The following is a 24117-nucleotide window of genomic DNA, read 5'->3' as shown; positions in this document are numbered from 1 at the left end:
AGTAAAAGGGCCATGTCGGATTACATCATTATCGCTTTACTGACGCTGGCGGTGTATTACCCCCTCACGCTGGGGGGGCTGGCGGTGATGATGTTCTTCGCCTGGCGGCGGCGCCGGTCGCCCTATTGGCGGTTGGGGTTGGTGCTGTTGACGGTGCTGTTCGTGCTGTTCGCCAAGGTGGCGTATGACTGGCACCGCTACAGCTAGCGGCGCCATGACGGGTTATTCGACGTTGATCATCCAGTTGACGCCGAATTTGTCGGTCAGCATACCAAAGCCTTTGGCCCAGAAGGTGGCTTGGTAAGGCATCGTCACCTGGCCGCCCTGCGCCAGATTGTCGAACAGTTTGCGTCCTTGCTCCGCATCGCTGGGGTTCAGCGACAGCGAGAAGCTTTTGTGAGAAGCGCCGCCGCTGTCATCTTGTGGGCAGCCATCGGAGGCCATCAGTACACCGTCGCCGATCAGCAGACGCGCATGCATGATCGCTTCAGGATTGGCGTCCTGCGGCCCGCCTTGGCGGGCTTCTTCGGGCATGTCTTTGAAGCGCATGACCATTTCAATTTTGGCATTCAACTGCTGTACATAGAAGTTAATCGCTTGCTCACAGTTACCGCTGAAAAACAAATAGGGTTGTACCAGCATGACATTGACCTCGGTTGTGGCCCGACAGGCAACGACCGGCCCTCGGGCAGGAAGAAATGGTTGCTGGCGGCAATAATTGCCGTCGGTGACTTATTAGTGTAGTTCCCCTGACGCAGAATGCTCGTGCGAGGTGAGCGCCTTCGCCGCCGGCAGGGCGGGCGAAGGCGCGAAGGCGGTTAATACAGCGAAGGTTCGCCGGGTGGGCGGGTTTTAAAGCGGCGGTGCAACCACATGTATTGATCGGGTGCCAGCAGCACCTGTTCTTCCACCACGCGGTTCATCATGGCCGCCGCGCGCGTTTCATCGTCCAGCGGGAAGTCCGTCAGCGGTGGCTGTACGATCAGCTCATAACCTTGCGCATGCGGCAGGCGGCGCGGCACGAATGGCACGATCGACGGCCGCCCCATGCGCGCCAGGATATAGGTGCCGGTCGTCGTGGCGGCGTTTTCCACGGCGAAGAACGGTACGAACACGCTGCTTTGCGGGCCATAATCGTGGTCCGGCGCATACCACAGGATTTCACCCTGTTTCAGGTTGCGGATCATGCCTTTGATATCTTTACGATCGATCATGAATTTATTCGAGCGTAGCCGGCCGCGGGTCTGCACCCATTCCATCAGTTTGTTATTGTGCGGGCGATGCACGCCGATGCCGGGGTTTTGCATGCCGAAGATGCGCGCACCCAGCTCCAGAGTGAGGAAATGCAGGCCGATCAGCAGCACGCCTTTCCCGTCCTGACGCGCCAACTGCATGTTTTCCATGCCGCTCACCTTAAACCAACGGGCGATGCGCCAGTCAGGCCAGAACCAGGCCATGCCGACTTCGAACAGGCCCATGCCGACGGACTCAAAATTTTTGACAATCAGCGCCTCGCGCTCGGCGGCGAGCATCTCAGGGAAGCAGAGTTCTACATTGCGGCGTGCTATTTGTACCCGGCGTTTCATCAGGCGCATGGCTATTCTGCCAAGGCCGTGTCCGAGTCGATAAATGAGCGGGTAGGGCAGTAACACCAAGAGATAGAGTATTCCCAGCCCTATCCACAGCAACCAATAACGAGGGCGCAAGAATTTGCGCTCAAAGCGTTGGTTAGAAAGCATTTTTTCTATGATTCCTTTTCTTTCCCAATGGGACCTTAACCCAAATTTTTATAAGGCGAATAGTAGAACATTTCGTGCTAAATAGGATTTTCCATTAATGCTTTTTTTTCACTTTATTTAAGCGCAGGCGAAAAATGGAGTGAGATAGGATTTTTACCGAGGGAAGGGAAGATATTTTCCGCTATTTCAACCGGCTGGTGCAATTGAAAAATAAAGACACAATTAAGCGCATCGCAAAAGTGACAACTGCTATGTAACCTTAATGAAACAGTAACGCGACGGAACCGTCCCAAACGGCGGCCAGTGCGTACAGTAGCGCGAGAATCAGGACAAAGGGGGCATTGAACATGGATGTTTCCTCCATGAGGATTTGTTTAAAGTTTAGCCTCTCGAGATGACGGTAGGATGAAGTTAGATCGTTTTTTGTACGGTGAAATTCAGACGGACGGAAATGGGTAAACCGCTGATTTTTTACTATAGTCATAGTGTGAAGTTGTGCGTTTGTCGGCGTACGCCTCTGCATTGAGCGGCAGCGGGCAGGTTGCCCAGAGCAAGATCGCGGAGCGGACGGCGCCTGGCGCGAAACATGTGACGAGATTCTCAGAGGGTTGGTCTGTAAGGATTTGACATGTCATATGAAAATGACGAACTAAACGGTGTTGAGCAACCGAGCGACTACGTGAAAGCCACCGCCTGCGAAGTGCGCAGCGGTGTAAAAGCGGCGCTCGAGCAATCATGTGCCTGCCTTAAGGATAACCCTTGGGCGGGGATAGGCGCCGGCGCCGTCGTGGGCCTGGTAATAGGATTTCTGTTAGGCAAAAGGTAATAGGGAGAGTAAAGATGGGCATCATTTCCTGGATCATTTTTGGTTTAATCGCCGGTATCCTGGCCAAGTGGATTATGCCGGGCAAAGACGGCGGCGGCTTTATTGTGACCGTTATATTGGGGATCGTGGGCGCCGTCGTCGGCGGCTATATCAGCACCTTCTTCGGTATGGGCCGCGTTGACGGTTTTAACCTGGGCAGCTTTGTGGTGGCGGTAATCGGTGCCCTGGTGGTGCTTTTTGTCTACAGGAAGATCAAAGGCTAAGCAGCCGTTGCTCAACAGGGTCGCCGCGGCGGCCCTTTTTCGTGAAATCAATCCGGCGGTGCGGCGCGGGCCGTACCGGCTGAAAGGGGAATATCATGGGTCTGTTCGATAGCGTATTGGGTAACATTCTGGGTGGCGGCGCCAACGGTAAAGGCATCGACTACATCGCCATTATGCAGTGGGTTGAGCAACAAGGCGGCCTACAGGCCATTTTGGACAAATTCCGTCAGGGGCAGTTCGGCGATATCGTCGGTTCCTGGCTCGGCAATGGCGAAAATCAGCAGATTACCGGCGATCATGTGCAGCAGGCGTTGGGTAGCGATGCGATCAACCAACTGGCTGAAAAGCTGGGCATCGATCCTGCACAAGCCTCCAGCACCATTGCACAGTTCTTGCCAACGGTCGCGGATGCCGCCTCGCCAAATGGTGAAGTGCAGCAAGACAGCAACGAACTGGGCGACATGGTCGGCAAACTGTTCAAATAATGATTAGGCTCCCGGCATCTGGCCGGGAGCATTCACTCCGCTAATTCCCTCGATCGCCGTCAACGCTTGCTGCAGATGCGCCACCCAGGCGCGCACTTTCTCCGGAATAAATCGTAAGGCGGGATAGACCGCGTGCAGCGCCATGGGCGGGTAGCGGTATTCCGGCAAAACGGGCACCAGCGCCCCCGTCGCCAGCTGCTCGGCGATTAAAGGCCGTTGGGCGCCGCCGATACCGGCTCCAGCCTCGATGGCGGCCAGCAGCGATAGCGTATTGTTGGCGCGGAACGTGGGCCGCAGAGCAACCATCTCGGGGCCATGCGGCCCGAACAGAGTGAGCGTATCGCCGTCGTTCAAGCCGCTGTAACGAATGTGCGCATGTTTCGCCAACTCCGCCGGCGAACGGGGCGTGCCATGCTTGTCCAGATAGGCCGGCGATGCCACCAGCAGGCGTTGCAGCTCGCCCAAACGTTTCGCCACCATACCGGGCGCATGGAGTTCACCGAAGCGCAGCGCCACGTCGATGCCTTCGCCGATCACGTCGGCGCGGCGATCGTCCAGCAGCAGTTCGATGGCGAGGTTCGGATGACGTTGCTGGAAAGCGATGGCCAGCGGTGTGACGTGCAACTGCCCGAATCCGGTAGGGGCGTGAATGCGCAGATTGCCCTGCAACTGGTGGTGCTGGTCGTGCAGTGCGTCTTCCGCTTCGTCGACCGCCGCCAGAATCGGTTTGAGGCGCTGATAATAACCGCTGCCGGCATCGGTCAGCGTGACCGCCCGGGTGCTGCGAAACAGCAGCTGGGCCCCCAGTTGCTGCTCCAGGCCGGCGATTTGCTGACTGACCGCCGGCTGCGTCAAACGCAGATCGCGAGCGGCGGCCGATAGACTGCCCAGTTCGGCCACTCGCATAAAGGTTTTCATTGCGTTCAGCTTATCCATGTCGATCTTGCCTATAGATTTTTCTTATAAGTGTTAGTGGAAATCCTCTTCTACCGCAAGTATTACTAATCAATAACACTCAGGGTATCGATAACCTGAGGAGTGGCAAGATGAATGCAAAGCGACAGGCATTGGTGATCGGCGCCAATGGCGTGATTGGGCGCCGATTGATTGAGGAGCTGATTGATCAAGGTTGGCAAGTGGTGGGCGTCTCGCGCCGGGGGGGCGAACCGGCGTCTGGGGTGCGCCACCTTCAGGTTGATCTGCTGGATGCGGCGGCGACGCGGGACGCGCTGCGGCCGCTGAGCGCGATTAGCCACGTTTTCTATGCCGCCTATCAGGATGCGCCGGACTGGGCGGGGCTGGTGGCGCCCAATCTGCAGATGTTGCAACACGTCGTCGAGGGGCTGGAGCCGGTCGCGCCGGCGTTGGAGCATATCAGCCTAATGCAAGGTTACAAAGTGTATGGCGCGCATTTGGGGCCGTTTAAAACGCCGGCGCGCGAAAGCGACGCCGGGCATATGCCGCCGGAGTTTAACGTGGCGCAGCAGCAGTATCTGGCGCTGTGCCAGGCAGGCAAGCGATGGCGTTGGAGCGCCATTCGTCCGAGCGTGGTGGGGGGCTTCTCTCTTGGCAATCCGATGAACCTGGCGTTGAGCATCGCGGTTTATGCCTCAATCAGTAAAGCGCTCGGGCTGCCGCTGCGCTTTCCCGGTAAGCCAGGCGCTTACCACAGTCTGCTGGAAATGACCGACGCCGGGCTGTTGGCGCGCGCCACGCTTTGGGCGGCGACCGAGCCGGCGGCGGCCAATCAGGCGTTTAATATCAACAACGGCGATCTCTTTCGCTGGAGCGAGATGTGGCCGAAAATCGCCGCTTACTTCGGGCTGGAATGCGCGCCGCCGCTGCCGATGCCGCTGGAGAGCACGATGGCGGACAAAGCGCCGCTGTGGCGAGAGCTGGTGCAACGGCACCAATTGACCGAACCAGACTATCGCGCGGTGGCCGGCTGGCGTTTCGCCGACTTCGTCTTTTCCTGGGACTATGACATGTTCGCGGATGGCAGCAAGGCGCGGCGTTTCGGTTTCCATCAGTTTGTCGAAACCGAAGCCATGTTTTTCTCGCTGTTCGAGGAGTTCCGCCGCCGCCGCATCATTCCCTGAGCGTGGCATCGGTTTCCCCGCAGCACAGGCTGCGGGGAATGGCCTCAGAACGTCAGCATGATCTTGCCGATGTGCTCGCTGGACTCCATCAGCGTATGCGCGGCGGCGGCCTGCTCAAGCGGGAAGGTTTTAAAAATTTGCGGTTTCAGCACGCCGCGCTCCAGCAGCGGCCAAACCTTCTCGCGCAGCTCGGCGGCAATCTGCGCTTTGTCCGCCACGCTGCGCGAGCGAAGCGTCGACCCGGTATGGGTCAGGCGTTTCAACAGCAGCGGCATCAGATTGAGCTCTTTTACCACGCCGTTTTGCGTGCCGATTTGCACGATGCGGCCTTCCATCGCCGCAGCCTGATAGTTTTTGGCGACATAATCGCCGGCGATCAGGTCGACGATGACGTCGGCGCCTTTGCCGTTGGTGGCGTCTTTGGTACGTGCGACAAAGTCTTCGCTGCGGTAATTAATCGCCACGTCGGCGCCCAGCGCCAGGCTGGCCTGACGTTTCTCTTCGGATCCGACGGTGGTGATCACCTGGGCGCAGAAGGCTTTCGCCAGCATGGTGGCGACCGTGCCGATACCGGAGGTGCCACCATGGATCAACACGGTTTCGCCGGCTTTGAGATGACCGCGCTGGAACACGTTGACCCAGACGGTAAAGAAGGTTTCCGGCAGTGCGGCGGCCTCGGTCAGGCTCAGACCCGCCGGTACCGGTAGCGCATTGCTTTCATGCACGGTGCAGTATTCCGCATAGCCCCCCCCGGCGATAAGGGCGCAAACCCGATCGCCGAGCGCGAAGTGGGTCACGCCTTCACCGATGGCCACCACTTCGCCGGCAATTTCCAGGCCGGGGATATCCGAGGCGCCGGGCGGTGGCGCATAGTTCCCCTGGCGCTGCAGCACGTCGGGACGGTTAACGCCAGCGGCGGCGATTTTCACCAGCAGTTCGCCCGCCTGTGGCTCGGGTACCGGGCGTTCGGTGACAACCAGAACCTCGGGGGCGCCCGGTTGGCTAATCTCAATCGCTTTCATCGTGCCGGGCTGCGCTGCATTTGTTGACATGGTCACTCTCCTCATCGTGGCGGACGTGGTTATCAGGCTGAACGCCCGCAATAAAGTCTGCTATTAGCTTAGCGAAATCGAAGGAGGTGCGCGTGGTCGAATAGAGCGGTTTTGCGAGGAGGAGAGGACGCCGCCGCGATGGGCGGCTGGATATCAATCGTTAGGGGGGATGCGGAAGCCTTTCAACGAGACGATAAAATGTTCTTTCCCTTTGGAGATCTTGGCGCCTTTATCGCACCACAGGCTGGCAAGCTGGAAGAAGTCATCGCTGCCGATATCGTAGGCCAGTTCGATTTTCTTGGCTGTGCCGGCGCGGATGAGCTTTTCTGCTTCCTGATGGTTTGCAGCTTTAATTATGGTCATGGGCGAAATCCTTGGTGTTAAGCCAGAGCGGATAATCGCGAATCATCATATGGCCATAGTGTGACAATTTTGTGATGAAAACATGACGGTCCACGAAGGTGCGGCGTGCGGCGTGCCGCGCCTTCGCGGTGAAAATGCGTTATCGATTACCGATCGTGCGGGCGAACGAATGTGCTTTTTTTCTGAGATTTGAAATGCTTATAGAGCGAATAGCCCGCAATGCCGGCTAAGACAGCCAAGAGGGCAAGGGATCCTGTGGCCATGAACATCACCTCCGAATAAGAATGGCAAGGAGGCGTATTTGTGACATTCATCACTTTACGGGGCAATGATAGCAATCTGTAATCGGGAAACTGGCATGAGGGAGGAGCAAAAAAAAGCGCCTATAGGGAGGCGCATAAAGATTTGCAACACAGCTTGTTGTGTTCAACACCAGGAGGAGTGGTGAACTGGCGCTATTCTATGCAGCGGCGAGGGCGGCTGATATAGGTATTACTCCGAAAGCGGCGCTACCACTCATAGCCCAACTGGATGTTGTAATCGGGATCCTGGTTGGTGGAGTAAGGATCGGATTGGCGGCGGCGATCGGTTTTCATCACCGGGCCTTCATACGCGGGATAAGGTTTGGTGCGCGGTTTGCTGCAGCCCGGATGATCGCATTCGATATCGACGCGAAAGCCGTTCTTGTCGCGTGCCTCTGCCCAAGTAATCGGCGGTTTCGCCGCCTTAGGGGCTGGCCCTGACGGTGCTGTCGGCTTGGGAGCGGGAGTCACACTGGGTTCTGGAGCTTGATAATTCAGCTCCAGTGCACTCTGCGGAGCGCTGTAAGCGGCAAAGGCCAGCAGGGCGGCGGCACTGGCAGTTGGTAAGGTAAGCCATCTCGGCATGATGAATCTCCCTGAATGATTTCTGTAGGCAACTATAAAACAGCAGAACGAGAATTACTATCATTTACCTTGGCTGTTACGGGGGGCCAGGCGGTGATTCTATCGACCGACAGGGTCAAATCCTGTGCGTTTAGCCGAGATTCACGCCCCATCACGGCGAAAAAGGTTGCTATTGCCGCTCGCTCATGAGTTAATGATGTCGGCCTGTGGTACAGACCTATTTATGCACGACATTTTGAGTAAAGTAGTTCAAATTTAAAGCGTTATCCCGGATAGCCCTTCTCTGACGAATTTCCTTTCCAGTGCCTCCATAAGTAACTGATGACCGGCTATCTCGCCCATGGCGGCTAACATTATTATTGAAGGAAATTAGACATGTCCAACATGATCAAAGGTCAAGTGAAGTGGTTCAACGAAGCTAAAGGTTTTGGTTTCATCACCCCAGCAGACGGCAGCAAAGACGTATTCGTACACTTCTCTGCTATCCAGGATCAAGGCTTCAAGACCCTGGCTGAAGGCCAGAACGTACAGTTCTCTATCGAGAACGGTGCGAAAGGTCCATCTGCGGCTAACGTTACCGCTATCTAATTGGCGTCTACCGCTGATTGAAAAGAACCCGCTGCGGCGGGTTTTTTTATGCCTGCAATTTGGCAGCGCGTAAAAAAAGCCCGCAAGTCTGCGGGCAAAAGTTCCTTGTTACTTCATTTGCGAGCGCTTCTCTGGGGGGAAACGCCTGAAGACAGGCTACGCGAGACCGGCTTAAGATTCTGCGGCCAAACCGTTAAGAAAGTGAAAATCCAGGCGGCTGCTACGCTGATAGCAGAGGCCGGCAGGGCTGGAGTGGTGTCCATCGCCCTCGCTTTTGTAATACACTGACGGCAATCGCAAATAATGGGGAAGGGTATGCAGGTTAACGATCGAGTGACGGTAAAAACAGACGGAGGCCCGCGGCGTGAAGGCGTGATTTTGGCCGTAGAGGTGTTCAACGAAGGCACCATGTATCTGGTTTCTCTTGACGACTACCCGGCGGGCGTATGGTTTTTTAATGAAATCGACAGCCGTGACGGCACGTTTGTGGAGCCCTGCCGCGAGCACGGGCAGTAACTTAGGTTAATCTCATTAATTTGCTAATGAAATTGTCCATTTTGAGATTATTTCATTGCGGTAAGATTTTTTTTATCGGCGGCAAAAAAATACCCGTTGCGCTAGCGGGGGATAACGCAGCAGGTATTTTTTTGTGGTTCCAGCGGCTGCTATCCAGATGACATTATCACCGGGTATTTAACGGCTGGTAAAACAGAGCGGGGGCGTTCTCTGTGGTTCAGCGGCTATTGACGAATATTCCACTGGTCAATGTATCGGTCAAACGAACAACGTGATAAATGATCTGCTTGTTGTGCGTTTTTATTTTCCGCTTGATGTTTCCCTTGTGGGAAGAGACCGTTTTGGCCTTTATTTGCATCTGGTCTGATATCTGGATGGTACCTTGACCGGACATCCACATGCGTAGCATGTTCGATTCAGTCTGGCTCAGCGTTACCGGCGTTTGATCCAGAGAGGATTTCTCCGTACGGAGGGACGTTCTCTCGAGATAGTGACTAAGTAGCTGATTCATAGTCTCTGGTTTGATGGATTTTGACGATATGATGACGTTCTTGCGAACATATAAATAATCGTCGAAATGTACGTTGGTAATGGCCATGAAGATGAAGAATAACGTATCCGGGTGCAGTGAAATCACCCGTTTTATTCGCTCGGTGGCGTTTGCTTCGTGGATGAAGCAGTCCTCGTTAATAAACACCAGGCTCGGATTTAACTTGCTGCATTTTTCATGCAGGCTGTCAATGTCCTCGATGGCATTAATATGGCGCCTCTTCACGCCATGCGAAGTCAGATAGTCGGTTAACCCCAATCTGGTATAGCTACATGAATCCATGATAATCGTTGGCATATCGCACCCCCACTTAAATCCGTTTTACTGCGGTAATATGAGAAAAAGCCTAAAAAGCCGAAAGGCAAAATGGAACAATAATTCAGTGTAGCGAGTGTTCTATCAATAAACACGACGGCACTCAATGATATTTTCATACTAAACTTATTAATTGCATGAATCTATAAGTTTGGCTTAAGTCAGGGCGATCTGCTGCTCGTCCAGCTTAGGCATGTTGAGCCTGATTTGCGCTTGGCGCCCGTGCCTGTCTGCATTGCTTGCCGCTAATCTGTTCATCATGTCACGAAACAAAATTTTAGTTTGCTAGGAAAAGTCTTAAAAAAAATTCATGTGTCGTTTTTTTGATGTCTTTCAGCGCGTTTTTTGAGTGGTCAAAAATCGCTCCCTCTGGTGTTTTTGACTTTTTACATATAAAAATCATTATCTTATAGATGTTTTTGCTCTCTATGCTAATGATAAGTACTTCTTTTTTTATCATAACAACAAACAAAAGTTAACATTATGACCGGAATGTGTAGCTTAATTGTTGCTATAAATCACCGTTTTACAATGAGTTATATAGATATTTATTTCGCATGAAATAGTTTTCGTGAATGTTTAACGGTGATTGAGTGATTTCTCTAAACTATCATCCTGCAGTCCGATCCACGGGGAGGAATGGCAGGTCGGAGTTGTCTCTGGCCCGCGTTGGTTTTAACTTGCCTCTCCACCTTTCAAAAACAGGATGTCGCGGTGAGACAGAATCAGTATGGGCAGCCGATAGGTGAGGCCCTTCCTCATTGGCAGCCGGCAGGCATACCCGGGCACACGCCGCTGCAAGGGCGGTTTTGCCGCCTCGAACCGCTTAACCTCGCGCGCTGGGGGGATGCGCTTTATCAGGCTTACCAAACCGCTGAGGACGATCGTGACTGGACCTATCTGTTTTGGGAACGGCCGCAGTCGCACGCAGATTTCCAGCGTTATCTTCAGGCGCAGGTGTCCAGCGCAGACAGAAACACGATGGTGGTGATCGATCAGACGAACGGGCACGCCGTGGGAACCTGCGCTTTTTTACGCATCGATCCTGGCAACGGCGTGGCCGAACTGGGCACCATCAACTGGTCGCCGCTGATGAAGCGCAGTGCGCTGGGTAGCGAGGCGATTTTCTTGATGCTGCGGCATCTTTTCGACGATCTTGGCTACCGGCGCTGCGAATGGAAATGCGATAGCCTCAATCTGCCTTCACGCCAGGCCGCCGAGCGCTTGGGTTTCCGCTATGAAGGCACGTTCCGCCAGGCCGTCGTTGTTAAAGGACGCTCGCGCGACACCGACTGGCTGTCGATCGTTGATGGAGAATGGCCGGCACGATACGCGGCGTTTGCCGCCTGGCTGTCGCCGGATAACATCAGCGAAGACGGGCGGCAAGAACGTCGTTTGCAGGCCTTCCAACTCGGGTAATCGCCGCGCGCGTTAGGCCGTTTCCGCCAGGCAATGGCGCAGCGAGTCCAACGTCAAGCGGATGTCCTGTTCCTCTGTCATCCAGTTGACCAGCGCGGCGCGGATCCCCGGCTGGCCGTTGTAACGCGTAGGGGTGCAACGCACCACGCCATGCCGGCTAAGGCGTTCGAGAAAGCGATCGCGCGCCGCTTCGCTCTCACCCTGTGGATGACTGAGGGCGAAGCACACCACGTTCAAATTCACCGGCGCCAGCAGATGGAAACCGTCATCGGCCGCTAACGCCGCCCCCAGCGCCTGCGCCAGTTCGACGTTGCGCTCGACGATATCTCGTATACCGCTGCGACCATAGGCTTTCAGCGTCAGCCAAAGCGGCAAGGCGCGGAAGCGGCGCGAATTTTCTGGCGTCAGATGCAGATAGTTGTCTGGCCGCAGCGTCGGTGCTTCCAGGTAAGCCGAATGGTTCTGAAATACCTGCATTTGCAGATCCAAATGGCGGGTAAATTGGATCGCGCTGTCATAAGGCACATTCAGCCATTTATGCGCATCGACGGTGATGGAATCGGCATGCTGCCAGCCCTCGAGCTTTGAGGCGTATAGCGGTGAGCAGGCCGCCACGCCGCCGAATGCCGCATCGACATGCAGCCAAAATGGATAACGCTCCCGCAGCGCCAGCAGCTGCGGCAGATCGTCGAAAGCGACAGTGTTGACCGTACCGGCGCTGGCCAGTACCAACGTTGGCTGGCCAGCGCCGGCGGCGAGCTGCCGCGCCAGCGCTTCCATATCCATGGCTTCAGACTCCGGCAGGCTGGCGACGATCGTCAACGCCTCGCGGCCGATGCCGAGCATGCTGAGCGCCTTCACGCTGCTGGAATGCGGATTGGCCGCCAATACCCGGATGGGGCCCAGCGCCGCCAGGCCTTGTTGGGCGATATCCACGCCTTGCTGTTGTCCCAGCCACTGCCGGCCAATGGCCAACCCGGTGAAATTGGCCATGGTCGCGCCGCTGACCAGGCTGCCGCTGAACGTTTCCGGCAGACCCAGCAGGGATTTCAACTGCGTCACGGCCGCCAGCTCGATCGTGGCTGCAATGGTATCATGGCTGAGCAGGCTATTTTGGTCTGTCACGCTAACCAGCCAGTCCGCTGCGACCGCCGCCGGGGTGCCGCCGCCGGTGACGAAGCCGAAATAACGCGGGCCGGCGCTGGCGGAAATGCCGGCCTGATAACGTTGCCAAAAGCGCTCCAGCGCTGCCAGGGCGCCTTCGCCGTTTTCCTCCAGCCGATCGTCGCCCGGTTGCAGCTGCTGATGCTCGAGCGGTGGGCAGACCGAGCGTTGCTGCAGCCCGGCCAGGAAATCCTCCGCCAACTGGCGGGTGTGGTCGAGGATCTGCGGAAACTGCGCGAGGTCCTGTTGTAAACGTGGGTGCATGGTGGCTCCGAAAGCGTCAGGGATGATGGGGTAAACATAGAGCATTTGCCTGCCGGTCAAAATCGATGAAAAATAACCTTTTTGGATAGCCTGGTTAACCAATGATGAATGAACGCATTCCCTTGCATGTCTTGCCGACCTTTGCGATCGCCGCCAGGTTGGAAAATTTGCGCGCTGCGGCGCAACAGGTGCATTTGACGCACGGCGCGGTCAGCCAGCAAATTCAGTTGCTGGAGCAGGCGGTCGGCTATCCGCTGTTTGAACGGCGCGGGCGCGGTGTACGCCTGAATGCCGCCGGGCGAGAGTTGTTGGCGGCGGTAGAGCCGGCGCTGCAGGCACTGCAGCAGGGCGTCGCCCGCGCCCGGCGTGCGGCGACAAGCCAGACGCTGCGTATCAGCGTGTTGCCGTCTTTTGCCCATTATTGGCTGTTGCCGCGTCTGCCTGCTTTTCATGAGGCCTGCGCCGATATTGCGCTGGATATTGATGCGTCGCTGGCGCTGCAGGATCTGTCGCAGCGAGGGTTCGATGCGGCGATCCGTATCGGCAGCGGTCAATGGACGGGGCTGCAGGCGCAGCGCATCGCGTCGGGTGACGTGCTGCCGGTCGCTTCGCCGGATATGGCGCGAGAATGGAGGGCGGCGTTCGAGAACGGTGGCGATATTCCGTTGCTCGAGCACGACGTCAGTCCTTGGCGCGACTGGTTCAACGCGCAGGGGCGGCCGTTATGCGGGCGACAACAGGCGTTATTCAACGATGCCGGATTGCTGATTCGCGCGGCGGAGCAAGGGTTTGGCATCGCGTTGGCGAAAAAGCTGCTGGTGCAGGATGCGCTTGACGCGGGGAGACTGGTGGCGTTGGCCGCGCCCCGTCGTCTGAGCGATGACGACGTTTACCTGGTGTGGCCGCAGACCGCCGGGTTGACGCCGGCGGTTACCCGCTTGCTGCAGTGGCTTCAGCGACAGTTGGCGGCGATTTAGCGGCGTAGCCATTCCGGTTGCGAGGTGCCGAGCGTAGTCGCCGGCAGCGCCCATTGCAGCGCCGTACCCTGCAGGCTTAACGGGGCGCGCAGGCGTTGCGCGGCCCCCCAGTAAGTCAGTTCTGTTTCCGGGTTCTCGTCGGCGGGGCCGGCCGGTGCCAGCGGTTCCGGTCGATAATCTGCCGAACAGGGGTGCGCCAGCAGCAGTTGCGCCGTGCGCGCCAGCGACAGCCGCGCGTGGTAGCCGGTACCGCGGCTCAGGCGCTGTGTCATACCGGTCAGCACCGCTGCCGCCATCAAATAGCCGGTGGCGTGATCCAGAGCCTGTACCGGCAGCGGCACCGGCAAACTGGCGCTGCGCCAAACCATACCCGCCTCCGCCAACCCGCAGCTCATCTGTACCAGGCTGTCGAAACCGCGCCGGGTCCGCCACGGCCCGCTCCAGCCGTAGGCATTCAGGCAGACGTCGATCAGGCCCGGCGCCAGCGCGCGTCTTTCCTCCGCGCCATAGCCCAATTTCTCCAACGCACCGGCACGGTAGCCGTGCACGAGCACGTCGGTGTTTTTCAGCAGATGTTCAAACGTATGGCGATCGCGCGCATTGGTCAGATTGAGGCGTGCGCTGCGCTTGCCCAGCATCACCTCGTGCTCGACGCCGGGTTCATCCCAGCCGTAGGGATCGATGCGCAGCACGTCGGCGCCCAAACCGGCAAGAAAACGGGTGGCGATCGGCCCGGCGAGAATGCGCGTCAGATCCAGCACCCGCACGCCGTGCAGCGGCCGGGCGACGGGTAGCGCCCAGCCCGGCGGTGGCGCTTCCGGCTGCAGCGAGGCGTGGATAAGCGGTTCGAGCGCTACGCTTTTGCCTTGAATATGTTGTCGCCACGCGGCCGCCGAGCGCATTTGGGCCGCGCAGCCGCCGGCCTCGATCACGGCTTCCTCCAGCTCGCTTTTTTTCCAGTCCAGCACACGTTTCGCCAGCGTACCTTTATCCGATGCCGAACCCAGCACCTGTTCCACCGCTCGCCGATGGTGCGGCGCATTGGTATGCAGACGTATCCAGCCATCCGCCGTCGCGTAGTCGCCGGCCAGTGCGTCCCAGGCCGCAGGCAGCGTCCATCCCAGCGGCCGCAGCGTCCAGCCGAACCAGAGCGAGGCCAGGCGTTGATCGATCCAGACCTGCGGCGCGTCGGCGGCCTCGTAGCGAAGCAACTCGGCGCAGGCCAAACCGGCGGCGCTCCAGGCGGCGGTCGCCAATTCTGTGACGGGAAAAGCCGAAGGCAATGCGCCGACGCCGCTAACGGTTAACCGGTCGGTAGGGGCGGGGCGCTGCCCCAGGCTTTGCCAAATCTCGTCGAGCAGAGTGTGGATCAGAGGCGTCATCGGCCACTCCTTGCGGATCGTCGGAAATATAGCCTAGCGTAGCCCACCGCCGGCGACCTTGCTAAGGCGTAACGTCGAATGTGCGGCCGTCGGCCAGTTTGGCGCGCAGGCTGTGGGCCGCGATGACAGCGAAAGGCTGCGCGTAAAGTTGGCGGCCAGCGTCGAACCGTCGCTAAAGGTCGTCTGCTGCACCCAGCCGTCCCGATCGAGCCAGCGGAAGTCCAACAACGCTTTGTCCCACAGAGCCTGATGCAGCGGCCGGAAGGCGGCGTCGGTGCCCAATGTTGGCACCTTCTATTTGTGACATCGAAATATAATCGCCGTATTCCAGTTTATTTTTCGTTTAATAAATTAGCCTTTACTTCATTATCCGACGTCACTATACTCAGCCAAAATTTCGGTGGAGAAACCCAATTGGACAGTTGTAGTTGTAATAAAACAAATAAGGCAAGCTGACCAATTCTCTTCTGATTTGTTGCTTGCCGTTATCGGCGGGCAGCACCCCTCTCCAGTTATTTCTGAGCTGTGCATACCCGAGTAATAAACGTTTCCTGATGCCTGACGGTTTCAGTTGAATCGAGTTGGACGTTATTATGGTATTTTGCAGCCACAGCCTTTTCCCTCCAGGCACGACACGCTGATTCGCTGATTTATTTTCAGCGCGCTTTCGCGTGTGCTAAACAGCACATGATTTTATCTCCTGCGGTTAATTAAGGGGACAGTCATGGCTATGACTCCTTTCGTTTTAAATTTATTGCTGGCGATGTGCCTGGGTGCGGTCATTGGCGCCGAGCGCCAGTGGCGCCAACGCATGGCCGGCCTGCGCACCAATGCGCTGGTGGCGACCGGTGCGGCGGTCTTTATTCTCAGCTCCATGTCCACCGATCCGGCCAGCGCCGGCCGGGTGGCTGCGCAGATCGTATCCGGTATCGGTTTCCTCGGCGCCGGCGTTATCATGCGTGAAGGGCTGAACATTCGCGGCCTTAACACCGCCGCTACGCTGTGGTGTTCGGCGGGGATCGGCGTCCTGTGCGGCCTGGGCCAGCATTGGGATGCGGTGGTTGCTACGCTGGTGATCCTGTGCGCCAATATCCTGCTGCGCGAAGCCGCGCAGCGTATCAATCTGCAGCCGCACCAGCAGGCAACCGATCTGGAACTGTGCTATCGCATTCAGGTGACCTGCGGCGAGCAGGACGAAATTCTGGTGCGCACCCTGATTCTGCAGGCGCTGAACGGCGTGGCCTTGCGGCTGCAATCCTTGCGCAGCGCCGATATCTCCAGCCCGGGGCAATTGGAAGTGTGCGCGGAAATTACCGCCACGCCGGCCGCGCAAAAAGAAATTGAGGGTATTGTCTGCCGCGTCAGCCTGGAGAAAAGCGTGAGTGCCGTTCGCTGGCGCGTCGCGTCCGCATTACCGGTCTGATTAATTATATAAATATTTATTAACTTGATTATATGCTCAGGTTATTCGGGCTCGCCTGAATAACGCGGAGCATTAAGGAGGCGTTATGGACGATGACCCCGGAAGGAAAATGATTCCAGCGTGGCTGACAGGGTAATTCCGCCATTTAGTCACGCTAATAAAAAATTCCAAGCTGCGCAGAGTCACCTGTTTATCGGGCGGGGCTTCGCTGTGCGCAGAACGAAAATAAGAGAATAGCGTTATGACTCAGATTAATGAAAGAACGCGTCGCCGTGATAAAGACGCGGTGACCTACGCCATTGCGCAAGAGGCGACCAACAGCATCGCTCAAACGCTGGCGAACCTGAAGTGCAACCGCAACGGCTTGACCCAGGACGACGCCGATGAGCGGCTGGAACAGTTCGGCGCCAATCAGGTCGCCCATGACAAGGCGCCGCATGCCCTGATCCAGCTGATCAAGGCCTTCAACAACCCGTTTATCTTCGTGCTGATGGTGCTGGCTGCGATCAGTTTCTTTACCGATTATTGGCTGCCGCGCCAGAGCGGTGAAGAAACTGAACTCACCGGCGTCATTATCATCCTGACCATGGTCACGCTGAGCGGGCTGCTGCGTTTTTGGCAGGAATACCGCACCAACAAAGCGGCGGAAGCGTTGAAGTCGATGGTGCGCACCACCGCCACGGTGCTGCGCCGCAGCAGCTACAGCGCGCATCCGCTGACGCTGGAAGTGCCGATCCGCGAACTGGTGCCGGGGGATATCATCCAGCTCTCCGCCGGTGATATGGTGCCGGCCGACGTACGCCTTATCGCCTCGCGCGATCTGTTCATCAGCCAGGCGATTTTGACCGGCGAAGCGATCCCGATCGAGAAATACGATGCCATGGGCAACGTGGCGCAGAAGTCGAGCGAAGGGGAAGTGTCCAGCGAGAACGCGCTGCTTGAGCTCTCCAACATCTGCCTGATGGGCACCAATGTCGCCAGCGGCACCGCTACGGCGGTGGTGGTGGCGACCGGCGGGCGCACCTACTTCGGCTCGTTGGCCAAGTCAATCGTTGGTTCGCGGGCGCAAACCGCGTTCGATCGCGGGGTGAACAGCGTCAGCTGGCTGTTGATTCGCTTCATGCTGGTGATGGTGCCGGTGGTGTTGCTGATCAACGGTTTCACCAAAGGTGACTGGAGCGAGGCGGCGCTGTTCGCGCTGGCGGTGGCGGTCGGCCTGACGCCGGAAATGCTGCCGATGATCGTCAGCTCCAATCTGGCGAAAGGGGCGATCGCCATGTCGCGTCGCAAGGTGGTGGTGAAGCGTCTGAACGCCATTCAGAACTTCGGTGCTATGGACGTGCTCTGCACCGACAAGACCGGCACGCTGACCCAGGACCGCATCATTCTCGAGCACCACATCGACGTCACTGGCGCCAGGGATAACGAAGTGTTGCACCTGGCCTGGCTGAACAGCTTCCATCAGAGCGGCATGAAGAACCTGATGGATCAGGCGGTGATCCGTTTCGGGCGCGGCAAACCGGGGATTGAAGCCCTGGGGCGTTTCAGCAAGGTGGATGAGCTGCCGTTCGATTTCGTGCGCCGCCGTCTGTCGATCGTGGTGGCGGATGAGAATGGCAAGCAGCAGCTGATCTGTAAGGGCGCGGTGGAGGAGATGCTGGAGATCGCCACCCACGTGCGTGAAGGCGACAAGATGCTGGAGCTGGACGACGCGCGCCGTGCGGCGTTGCAGGCGCTGGCCCGCGAGTACAACGAAGACGGTTTCCGCGTGCTGGTGCTGGCGACGCGTGAGTTGGATGCGCAGCGCCCGGCCGAACCGCTAAGCGTGGCCGACGAGCGCGATATGGTGGTGCAAGGGCTGCTGACCTTCCTCGACCCGCCGAAGGAGAGCGCGCAGCAGGCGATCGCCGCGCTGCAGGAAAACGGTGTGACGGTGAAGGTGCTGACCGGCGACAACCCGGTGATCACCTGCAAGATTTGCCGCGACGTCGGGCTGGAGCCGGGCGAGCCGCTCTCCGGGCTGCGGATTGAACAGATGGATGACGAAGAACTGGCGCGCGAAGTGGAACAGCGCACGGTCTTCACCAAGCTGACACCGCTGCAAAAATCGCGGGTGCTGAAAATGCTGCAGGCCAACGGCCATACCGTCGGTTTCCTCGGCGACGGCATCAACGATGCGCCGGCGCTGCGCGACGCTGACGTCGGCATTTCGGTCGACACCGGTACCGATATCGCCAAGGAATCGGCGGACATCATCCTGTTGGAAAAGAACCTGATGGTGCTGGAAGAGGGGGTGATCAAAGGGCGCGAGACCTTCGGCAATATCATCAAGTACCTGAACATGACCGCCAGTTCCAACTTCGGCAACGTGTTCTCGGTACTGGTGGCGAGCGCCTTCATCCCGTTCCTGCCGATGCTGGCGATCCACCTGTTGATTCAAAACCTGATGTACGACATTTCCCAGCTGTCGCTGCCGTGGGACAAGATGGACAAAGAGTTCCTGCGCAAGCCGCGCAAGTGGGACTCCAAAAACATCGGGCGCTTTATGCTGTGGATTGGGCCGACCTCGTCAATCTTCGATATCACGACGTATGCGCTGATGTGGTACGTGTTTGCCGCCAACAGCGTGGAACACCAGGCGCTGTTCCAGTCCGGCTGGTTCATTGAGGGGCTGCTGTCGCAAACGCTGGTGGTGCATATGCTGCGCACCCAGAAGATCCCGTTCATTCAGAGCACCGCGGCGCTGCCGGTGTTGCTGACCACCGGGTTGGTGATGGCGCTCGGCATCTACATTCCGTTCTCGCCGCTCGGCGCCCTGGTTGGCCTGCAGCCGCTGCCGTGGGAATACTTCCCGTGGTTGGCCGCTACGCTGGTCAGCTACTGCGTGGTCGCGCAGTTGATGAAGCGTTTCTACATCCGCCGCTTCGGCGAGTGGCTGTAAGCCGCCTCGGCGTTCACTTCGGGGGCGAAATTCTTCGCCCCTGCACTACTACAGCAGTTTGTTGACCAGCAGGCCGAGCATGATGGTCAGCGTGAAGGAAAACAGCGTGCCGAGCAGCACATACTCGGTGCGCATCTTATCGTCGCTCTGGCGCAGATCGCCGAAACGGAAGATAGATTTGGCCGCCAGCAAAAAACCGATCGCCGGAATTTGCCCCAGCAGCACGAAGGTCAGGATCAGCGTTCTCTCCAGATAGCCAATCTGTTTGCCCGCGCGCAGCAGCGAATCGTTGTCGGCCTTGGCCGAAGGCGGCATTTGCGGCGTCCAGTGCGCCAGTAGTTGCCCGATCAGCAGGCTCATCGGCAGATAAATCAGGCTGTAGGCCACCAGCACCAGGCCAATTTGCCAACGCCCCAACTGCTGCCCCAGCGCGGCGAGCAGTTCACCGGCATTCGGCGTCAGCCCCAGCCACAGCAAGGTGATCACCGCCAGATGCAACCCCTGATCGAGCAGGAAACTGCGGGCCGGGCTCAGGCGGGTCATGACGGTGACTTTCAGCAAATCGATCAGGTAATGGCTGACGGCGATGACCAGCAGGCTGACCAGCACCTGAAGTGAAGAAAGCCCGCCGTGCAGCAGGCCGAACCCGGCCACCACCCAGGCGGCCAGCACCCCGTGCAGCAACGCGTGCAATACCAGAAAACGCGAACGCGCGCGATGTTGGATTTTGTCTTCCACCCAACTCAGCGGCTGCAGCGGAAAATCCGCCAGCAGATGGACGAGCAACAGCCAGGCCAGCAAAGGCGCATAGGTCAGATCCATAGTCAGACGATCCTGTTAATGGCGTGAATAAACCGCATGATTTCCTCGTAGGCCGCGCGTTTCAGTGCGGCGGAGACCGTGGAGGCGGCTTTTTGCAGCTGGTCCGCCACGGCGGCGCCGCTGTCGGCGAACATTCTCATCTGGACGATGCGCGCTTCGGTCTGCGACAGGCGGCCAATCACATGATCTAACATTGGCAGCAGATCGCTGACAATGGCGTTTGTCCGATCGTTGTCGGTTTTCAGAGCCAGGCGGCAATTTTTCGCCATGGCGTCCAGCGCGCTGCCGGAGTTGATAAAGGCACTGCCGTAACCCGCGGCGTCGGGCCGTTGGCTGCCCAGCCCGACGGCGACGCGCGCATCCCAGTGCGCGGCGCCCATCGCTCGCAGCGCGAGGCGAATATATACCGCCAGCAGCAGCCCGTCCTCCGGGGCGGCCTGCGCCTGGAAGGCGTCACCGCGAAAGATTTCCACCTGATGAAGCTGCCCGTCGCGCTGCAGCCGATCGAGCAGGCTGTGCAGCTCGTTGAGGTAGTTGACGGTGTCTGATCGGCGAGAATCGACCAGATCGCCGCTGATTACGCTGATTGGCGTCGACATAGCGTGTTCCGTTGCTTACCGAGGGATGACTATAAATTCGCACCTGGATACGAATATGTCAATAATTCGTCTTTGGATACGAATTTGTAGGGAATTCGCCTGTGAGAACGAAATGCGGTGGCGTGAGGAAAGGGGACGAACGGCCGGGAATGCGCGGGCCTGTCAGGCTCGCCACCGGCGGTGTAGAGGGAAAATGGCCGGCAACCGGCCGTTCAGAAACTTTTAACCAGCACTTCACGCGGCATTTCGCTGCCGTGCTTCAGCAGGTGCTCAAACGATCGTTCGCTGCTTTTCAGCTGTTGCAAAAACTCCTGCGGCGACAGATCGTGTTTTTTGCCGCTCATGTAAGCCAGCGCCAGTTCTTTTGCCTGATAGCGGGAGAAGTTGTACATGGTGTCCTCGATACGGTGAATGTCAGTGCTCACGATTGTAGCGAAAGAGCACATAATGAACAGTGGCTTTGGCGTATGGAATCGATAGCCGAAACTTAACTTGCCGGTTGCAACAGCTCATCGCACAGGCGTTTGATCACTTGAGCCTGCGGCAGGCCGTTGTGCAACATCTGACGGATATGCTCCGAATCGCTGATGCCCTGGCGGACATGGCGCTCGACGGCCTGTAACACGGCCCGATCCTCCCGCCGCTCGGCGAAATCGCTCAGCGCCTCGAGGGTGTGCAGGATGTGGGCGGTCAGGCTGCTGCGGCGCAGCGTCGTGGGATCGACGTATTCGGCGGCGAAACCGCTGCGATAGGCGTTGATCTTGTTGTAGTGGGTGAAGGCATCGTATTCCGGCGCGATCGGCGTCCGGCGTTGCAACAGAAAATCGGCCAGCAGACGGCAGTAACCGACCAGCAGCACGGCGTGCGCGAGGCGCAGCGGCGTATCGCAGATGCGGATCTCCACCGTGCCCAGCTCCGGTTTCGGCCGTGCATCCCAGTAAATATCCTTGACGCTTTCAATCACGCCGGCGGCGTTCAACCGTTCGTAGTAAGCGTTGAATTCGCGCCAGCTGTAGATGTGTTCCAGGCACCCGTAGTTGGGGAAAGAATTCTGGGCGCTGAAGCGGGAACTGGCAAAGCGCGTGTCGACCCCCTGATACAGCGGCGACGAGGCGCTGAGCGCGATCAGCTGCGGAAAATAGGGCGTCAGCGCATGGCACAGGTACATCGCCTCGTCCCCGTCGTTGACGCCGAGGTGAATGTGTTGGCCGAATACGCAGGCCAGCTTGGAGAGATAGCCAAAACGGCTGGCCAGCTGCCTGTAGCGCGCGCTGTCGCTGATGACCTGCTTGCGCCAGTCGTTGCTCAGGTGCCGACCACCGCCGCAGACGTCACAGCCCAGGCGCTGCGCGCTGCGCCGGACGGTATGGGTCAGGGCGCGCAGCTCGGCGTGCAGCTCATCGAGATCGCGGTGCACCGAGCTGTTCAGCTCCACCATCGATTGGGTGAGCTCATGCTTGACGCGCCGGCGGTCGCCGACCGCGCTGACCACCCGGTCGGCCCGATCCGCCAGATCGTAGTGCTCGGCATCGACCAGCTGTAACTCTATTTCGGTGCCGATGGAGAGCCTTTCCGAACGTTTGAATGTGAGCGGCATGGTACCTCCTTCCTGCAAGAACGGCATAAAGATAAGTATATGTCTCGGTGAGGAGGGCAACGTTTTGCATTTTATATTTGTTTTTTCGAATATGAAGATGGTATCTTCACGAGCGATTTGTGGAGAAGATAAAGGTTAACGGGAGTGCGACATGACGTCATTGACGCCGCTGAAGCTGTTTAAAAACCTGTCTGACGAGACGCGTCTGACGCTGGTGCTGTTGCTGCGCCACGCCGGCGAGCTGTGCGTTTGCGAGTTGTCGGGCGCACTGGCGCTGCCGCAACCCAAAATCTCAAGGCATCTGGCGATGCTGCGCGAAAGCGGGCTGTTGCTCGATCGGCGCGATGGTAAATGGATACATTATCGCCTGTCGCCACATATGCCGGCTTGGGCCGCGGCGATTATTGAGCAGGCTTATCAGTGTCGGCCAGAACAGATGACGAAGTTAGCGCAACGTGTGGCGAAAGGTTGTCCGTAACGGTAAAAAAATTTACGTAAATACATATGAAAAATCGAATATGTAAACTTAAAAGGGCGAAAGAGCAGCGATGATAGTGGCAGGGGCGATCTTTATTCTGACGTTGATCTTGGTCATCTGGCAACCGAAAGGGCTGGGCATCGGTTGGAGTGCGTCGTTCGGGGCGGGATTGGCATTATTGAGCGGCGTGGTGCACGTCGGCGATATTCCCGTGGTGTGGCAGATAGTCTGGAATGCGACCGCGACCTTTATCGCCGTCATCATCATTAGCCTGTTGCTGGATGAAAGCGGCTTCTTCACCTGGACCGCCTTGCATGTCGCACGTTGGGGCAACGGCAAAGGTCGATGGCTGTTTACCTATATGCTTCTACTGGGGGCCGTAGTGGCGGCGCTGTTCGCGAACGATGGCGCTGCGTTGATTCTGACGCCGATCGTGATCGCCATGCTGTCGGCGCTCGGTTTTCGTCCTGCTGCCGTGCTGGCTTTCGTCATGGCGGCGGGCTTTATCGCCGATACTGCCAGCCTGCCGCTGGTGGTGTCCAACCTGGTAAATATCGTTTCAGCGGATTTCTTCCGGCTGGGCTTTACGGAGTATGCGGCGGTGATGGTGCCGGTCAACCTTGCCGCCGTCGCGGCGACGCTGGTGATGTTGCATCTGTTCTTCCGCAAGGATATTCCGCAGCGCTACGCATTGACGCGTTTACCGGTGCCACGGGAAGCGATTCGCGATCGTGCGACTTTCCGAACCGGCTGGGCGGTATTGGCACTGTTGCTGATTGGCTTCTTCGCCCTGGAACCGCTCGGTGTGCCGGTAAGTTTGGTCGCTGCCTGCGGCGCGCTGGTTCTGTTGGCGGTGGCGAAACGCGGGCTAGCGATCGATACCGGTAAGGTGTTGCGCGGAGCGCCCTGGCAGATCGTCATTTTCTCACTGGGCATGTATCTGGTGATCTACGGGCTACGCAACGCAGGCTTGACCGATTGGCTTTCCGGTGTGCTGGACGCATTGGCGCGGCAGGGGCTGTGGGCAGCGACGTTTGGCACCGGCTTCCTGAGCGCATTTCTCTCTTCCATCATGAATAACATGCCGACGGTATTGGTGGGGGCGTTGTCTATCGACGGCAGCAGTGCGGAAGGCGTCATCAAACAGGCGATGATTTACGCTAACGTTATCGGTAGCGATCTCGGCCCCAAAATTACCCCGATTGGCAGCCTGGCGACGTTACTGTGGCTGCATGTGTTGGCAAAAAAGAACATCGTCATTACCTGGGGCTATTATTTCCGCGTGGGACTGGTGATGACGCTGCCGATCCTGTTCGTCACCCTGGCCGCGCTGGCGCTGCGGCTGTCCGTTTTGTCCTAACCGGAGAA

At 57.9% G+C, this 24117-nt stretch carries 27 protein-coding genes; 13 read left to right on the top strand and 14 right to left on the bottom strand.

Annotated features, from left to right (window positions below):
- The first annotated feature begins 12 nt into the window (after positions 1 to 12).
- Positions 13 to 207, top strand: a complete 195-nt coding sequence (locus ACMGGW_RS14060; protein WP_060447861.1) for a hypothetical protein — start codon at positions 13 to 15, stop codon at positions 205 to 207.
- 15 nt (positions 208 to 222) lie between these two features.
- On the opposite strand, the gene ACMGGW_RS14055 is transcribed toward ACMGGW_RS14060, so the two are convergent.
- Both ACMGGW_RS14055 and ACMGGW_RS14050 read right to left on the bottom strand, forming a co-directional pair.
- Positions 223 to 642 carry a VOC family protein gene (locus ACMGGW_RS14055; protein ID WP_197832299.1) on the bottom strand — a complete coding sequence of 140 codons (420 nt, stop codon included), beginning with the start codon at positions 640 to 642 and terminating at the stop codon, positions 223 to 225.
- Positions 643 to 818: 176 nt separating this feature from the next.
- Positions 819 to 1739 carry a Kdo(2)-lipid IV(A) acyltransferase gene (locus tag ACMGGW_RS14050; RefSeq protein WP_043140536.1) on the bottom strand — a complete coding sequence of 307 codons (921 nt, stop codon included), beginning with the start codon at positions 1737 to 1739 and terminating at the stop codon, positions 819 to 821.
- Positions 1740 to 2367: 628 nt separating this feature from the next.
- Here ACMGGW_RS14050 and ACMGGW_RS14045 point away from each other — a divergent pair.
- From ACMGGW_RS14045 to ACMGGW_RS14035, 3 genes are all read left to right on the top strand, one after another.
- On the top strand, positions 2368 to 2565 hold the full coding sequence (locus ACMGGW_RS14045) for a glycine zipper domain-containing protein (RefSeq protein WP_025303357.1): 198 nt from the start codon (positions 2368 to 2370) through the stop codon (positions 2563 to 2565).
- 14 nt (positions 2566 to 2579) lie between these two features.
- A complete protein-coding gene (locus tag ACMGGW_RS14040; RefSeq protein WP_004935146.1) occupies positions 2580 to 2828 on the top strand; it encodes a GlsB/YeaQ/YmgE family stress response membrane protein in 249 nt (82 codons plus the stop codon).
- A gap of 95 nt (positions 2829 to 2923) precedes the next feature.
- Entirely contained in the window at positions 2924 to 3313 is a 390-nt protein-coding gene (locus tag ACMGGW_RS14035) for a YidB family protein (protein WP_025303356.1), read from the top strand.
- Between the two features lie 3 nt (positions 3314 to 3316).
- Here the strand turns inward: ACMGGW_RS14035 and ACMGGW_RS14030 are convergent, their stop codons facing one another.
- A complete protein-coding gene (locus ACMGGW_RS14030) occupies positions 3317 to 4249 on the bottom strand; it encodes a LysR family transcriptional regulator (RefSeq protein ID WP_060447859.1) in 933 nt (310 codons plus the stop codon).
- Between the two features lie 110 nt (positions 4250 to 4359).
- Between ACMGGW_RS14030 and ACMGGW_RS14025 the strand changes: the two genes are divergently transcribed.
- Positions 4360 to 5412 carry an SDR family oxidoreductase gene (locus ACMGGW_RS14025; RefSeq protein ID WP_060433450.1) on the top strand — a complete coding sequence of 351 codons (1053 nt, stop codon included), beginning with the start codon at positions 4360 to 4362 and terminating at the stop codon, positions 5410 to 5412.
- Positions 5413 to 5456: 44 nt separating this feature from the next.
- Here the strand turns inward: ACMGGW_RS14025 and ACMGGW_RS14020 are convergent, their stop codons facing one another.
- From ACMGGW_RS14020 to ACMGGW_RS14010, 3 genes are all read right to left on the bottom strand, one after another.
- The gene (locus ACMGGW_RS14020; RefSeq protein WP_049203962.1) at positions 5457 to 6464 is read right to left on the bottom strand and encodes an NAD(P)H-quinone oxidoreductase; all 1008 of its coding nucleotides are present in this window, start codon (positions 6462 to 6464) and stop codon (positions 5457 to 5459) included.
- Between the two features lie 153 nt (positions 6465 to 6617).
- Positions 6618 to 6827, bottom strand: a complete 210-nt coding sequence (locus tag ACMGGW_RS14015) for a hypothetical protein (protein WP_004935132.1) — start codon at positions 6825 to 6827, stop codon at positions 6618 to 6620.
- A 509-nt stretch (positions 6828 to 7336) separates the two neighbouring features.
- Positions 7337 to 7714 carry a hypothetical protein gene (locus ACMGGW_RS14010; protein ID WP_148123554.1) on the bottom strand — a complete coding sequence of 126 codons (378 nt, stop codon included), beginning with the start codon at positions 7712 to 7714 and terminating at the stop codon, positions 7337 to 7339.
- Between the two features lie 375 nt (positions 7715 to 8089).
- Between ACMGGW_RS14010 and cspE the strand changes: the two genes are divergently transcribed.
- Positions 8090 to 8302 (top strand): transcription antiterminator/RNA stability regulator CspE, encoded by a 213-nt coding sequence (gene cspE, locus ACMGGW_RS14005; RefSeq protein ID WP_004935122.1) that lies wholly within the window; start codon positions 8090 to 8092, stop codon positions 8300 to 8302.
- Positions 8303 to 8617: 315 nt separating this feature from the next.
- Positions 8618 to 8818 (top strand): protein DsrB, encoded by a 201-nt coding sequence (gene dsrB, locus ACMGGW_RS14000; RefSeq protein WP_004935117.1) that lies wholly within the window; start codon positions 8618 to 8620, stop codon positions 8816 to 8818.
- A 217-nt stretch (positions 8819 to 9035) separates the two neighbouring features.
- Here the strand turns inward: dsrB and rcsA are convergent, their stop codons facing one another.
- Complete coding sequence (gene rcsA / locus ACMGGW_RS13995) at positions 9036 to 9665, bottom strand: transcriptional regulator RcsA (RefSeq protein WP_025303351.1); 630 nt, start codon at positions 9663 to 9665, stop codon at positions 9036 to 9038.
- Positions 9666 to 10460: 795 nt separating this feature from the next.
- Here rcsA and ACMGGW_RS13990 point away from each other — a divergent pair.
- Positions 10461 to 11102: a GNAT family N-acetyltransferase gene (locus ACMGGW_RS13990; protein ID WP_080271281.1), complete on the top strand. Its 642-nt coding sequence runs from the start codon at positions 10461 to 10463 to the stop codon at positions 11100 to 11102.
- Between the two features lie 12 nt (positions 11103 to 11114).
- Here the strand turns inward: ACMGGW_RS13990 and ACMGGW_RS13985 are convergent, their stop codons facing one another.
- On the bottom strand, positions 11115 to 12530 hold the full coding sequence (locus ACMGGW_RS13985; protein WP_049296076.1) for a pyridoxal phosphate-dependent decarboxylase family protein: 1416 nt from the start codon (positions 12528 to 12530) through the stop codon (positions 11115 to 11117).
- Between the two features lie 101 nt (positions 12531 to 12631).
- Between ACMGGW_RS13985 and ACMGGW_RS13980 the strand changes: the two genes are divergently transcribed.
- Positions 12632 to 13507 (top strand): LysR substrate-binding domain-containing protein, encoded by an 876-nt coding sequence (locus tag ACMGGW_RS13980; RefSeq protein ID WP_043140557.1) that lies wholly within the window; start codon positions 12632 to 12634, stop codon positions 13505 to 13507.
- Here ACMGGW_RS13980 and ACMGGW_RS13975 read toward each other — a convergent pair.
- Positions 13504 to 14889, bottom strand: coding sequence for a CoA transferase (locus ACMGGW_RS13975; RefSeq protein WP_197832298.1), 1386 nt, complete (start codon positions 14887 to 14889; stop codon positions 13504 to 13506). The two genes, ACMGGW_RS13980 and ACMGGW_RS13975, sit on opposite strands and share 4 nt — an antisense overlap.
- Positions 14890 to 14922: 33 nt before the next feature.
- Positions 14923 to 15180 carry a glycoside hydrolase gene (locus ACMGGW_RS13970; protein ID WP_254599100.1) on the bottom strand — a complete coding sequence of 86 codons (258 nt, stop codon included), beginning with the start codon at positions 15178 to 15180 and terminating at the stop codon, positions 14923 to 14925.
- A gap of 433 nt (positions 15181 to 15613) precedes the next feature.
- Here ACMGGW_RS13970 and ACMGGW_RS13965 point away from each other — a divergent pair, with 433 nt between their 5' ends.
- Together ACMGGW_RS13965 and mgtA are read left to right on the top strand one after the other, a co-directional pair.
- Entirely contained in the window at positions 15614 to 16312 is a 699-nt protein-coding gene (locus ACMGGW_RS13965; RefSeq protein WP_089181056.1) for an MgtC family protein, read from the top strand.
- Between the two features lie 241 nt (positions 16313 to 16553).
- Positions 16554 to 19253: a magnesium-translocating P-type ATPase gene (gene mgtA / locus ACMGGW_RS13960; RefSeq protein WP_043140563.1), complete on the top strand. Its 2700-nt coding sequence runs from the start codon at positions 16554 to 16556 to the stop codon at positions 19251 to 19253.
- A gap of 48 nt (positions 19254 to 19301) precedes the next feature.
- Here mgtA and ACMGGW_RS13955 read toward each other — a convergent pair whose 3' ends face one another.
- From ACMGGW_RS13955 to ACMGGW_RS13940, 4 genes are all read right to left on the bottom strand, one after another.
- Complete coding sequence (locus ACMGGW_RS13955) at positions 19302 to 20075, bottom strand: DUF3307 domain-containing protein (protein ID WP_025303344.1); 774 nt, start codon at positions 20073 to 20075, stop codon at positions 19302 to 19304.
- Between the two features lie 2 nt (positions 20076 to 20077).
- Positions 20078 to 20674 carry a hypothetical protein gene (locus ACMGGW_RS13950; protein ID WP_025303343.1) on the bottom strand — a complete coding sequence of 199 codons (597 nt, stop codon included), beginning with the start codon at positions 20672 to 20674 and terminating at the stop codon, positions 20078 to 20080.
- A 212-nt stretch (positions 20675 to 20886) separates the two neighbouring features.
- Positions 20887 to 21066 carry a hypothetical protein gene (locus ACMGGW_RS13945; RefSeq protein WP_019453520.1) on the bottom strand — a complete coding sequence of 60 codons (180 nt, stop codon included), beginning with the start codon at positions 21064 to 21066 and terminating at the stop codon, positions 20887 to 20889.
- A gap of 95 nt (positions 21067 to 21161) precedes the next feature.
- Positions 21162 to 22271, bottom strand: coding sequence for a YbdK family carboxylate-amine ligase (locus ACMGGW_RS13940; protein WP_025303342.1), 1110 nt, complete (start codon positions 22269 to 22271; stop codon positions 21162 to 21164).
- Between the two features lie 151 nt (positions 22272 to 22422).
- Between ACMGGW_RS13940 and ACMGGW_RS13935 the strand changes: the two genes are divergently transcribed.
- Positions 22423 to 22749, top strand: coding sequence for a metalloregulator ArsR/SmtB family transcription factor (locus ACMGGW_RS13935; protein WP_025303341.1), 327 nt, complete (start codon positions 22423 to 22425; stop codon positions 22747 to 22749).
- A 70-nt stretch (positions 22750 to 22819) separates the two neighbouring features.
- Positions 22820 to 24109, top strand: coding sequence for an arsenic transporter (locus tag ACMGGW_RS13930; RefSeq protein ID WP_025303340.1), 1290 nt, complete (start codon positions 22820 to 22822; stop codon positions 24107 to 24109).
- The last annotated feature ends 8 nt before the right edge of the window (positions 24110 to 24117 follow it).

This window comes from Serratia sp. BNK-4 (assembly GCF_048685115.1).
Classification (GTDB): Bacteria; Pseudomonadota; Gammaproteobacteria; order Enterobacterales; family Enterobacteriaceae; genus Serratia; species Serratia bockelmannii.
The sequence above is the reverse complement of the archived record's forward strand: the minus strand, read 5'-3'. Positions and strand labels throughout refer to the sequence as shown.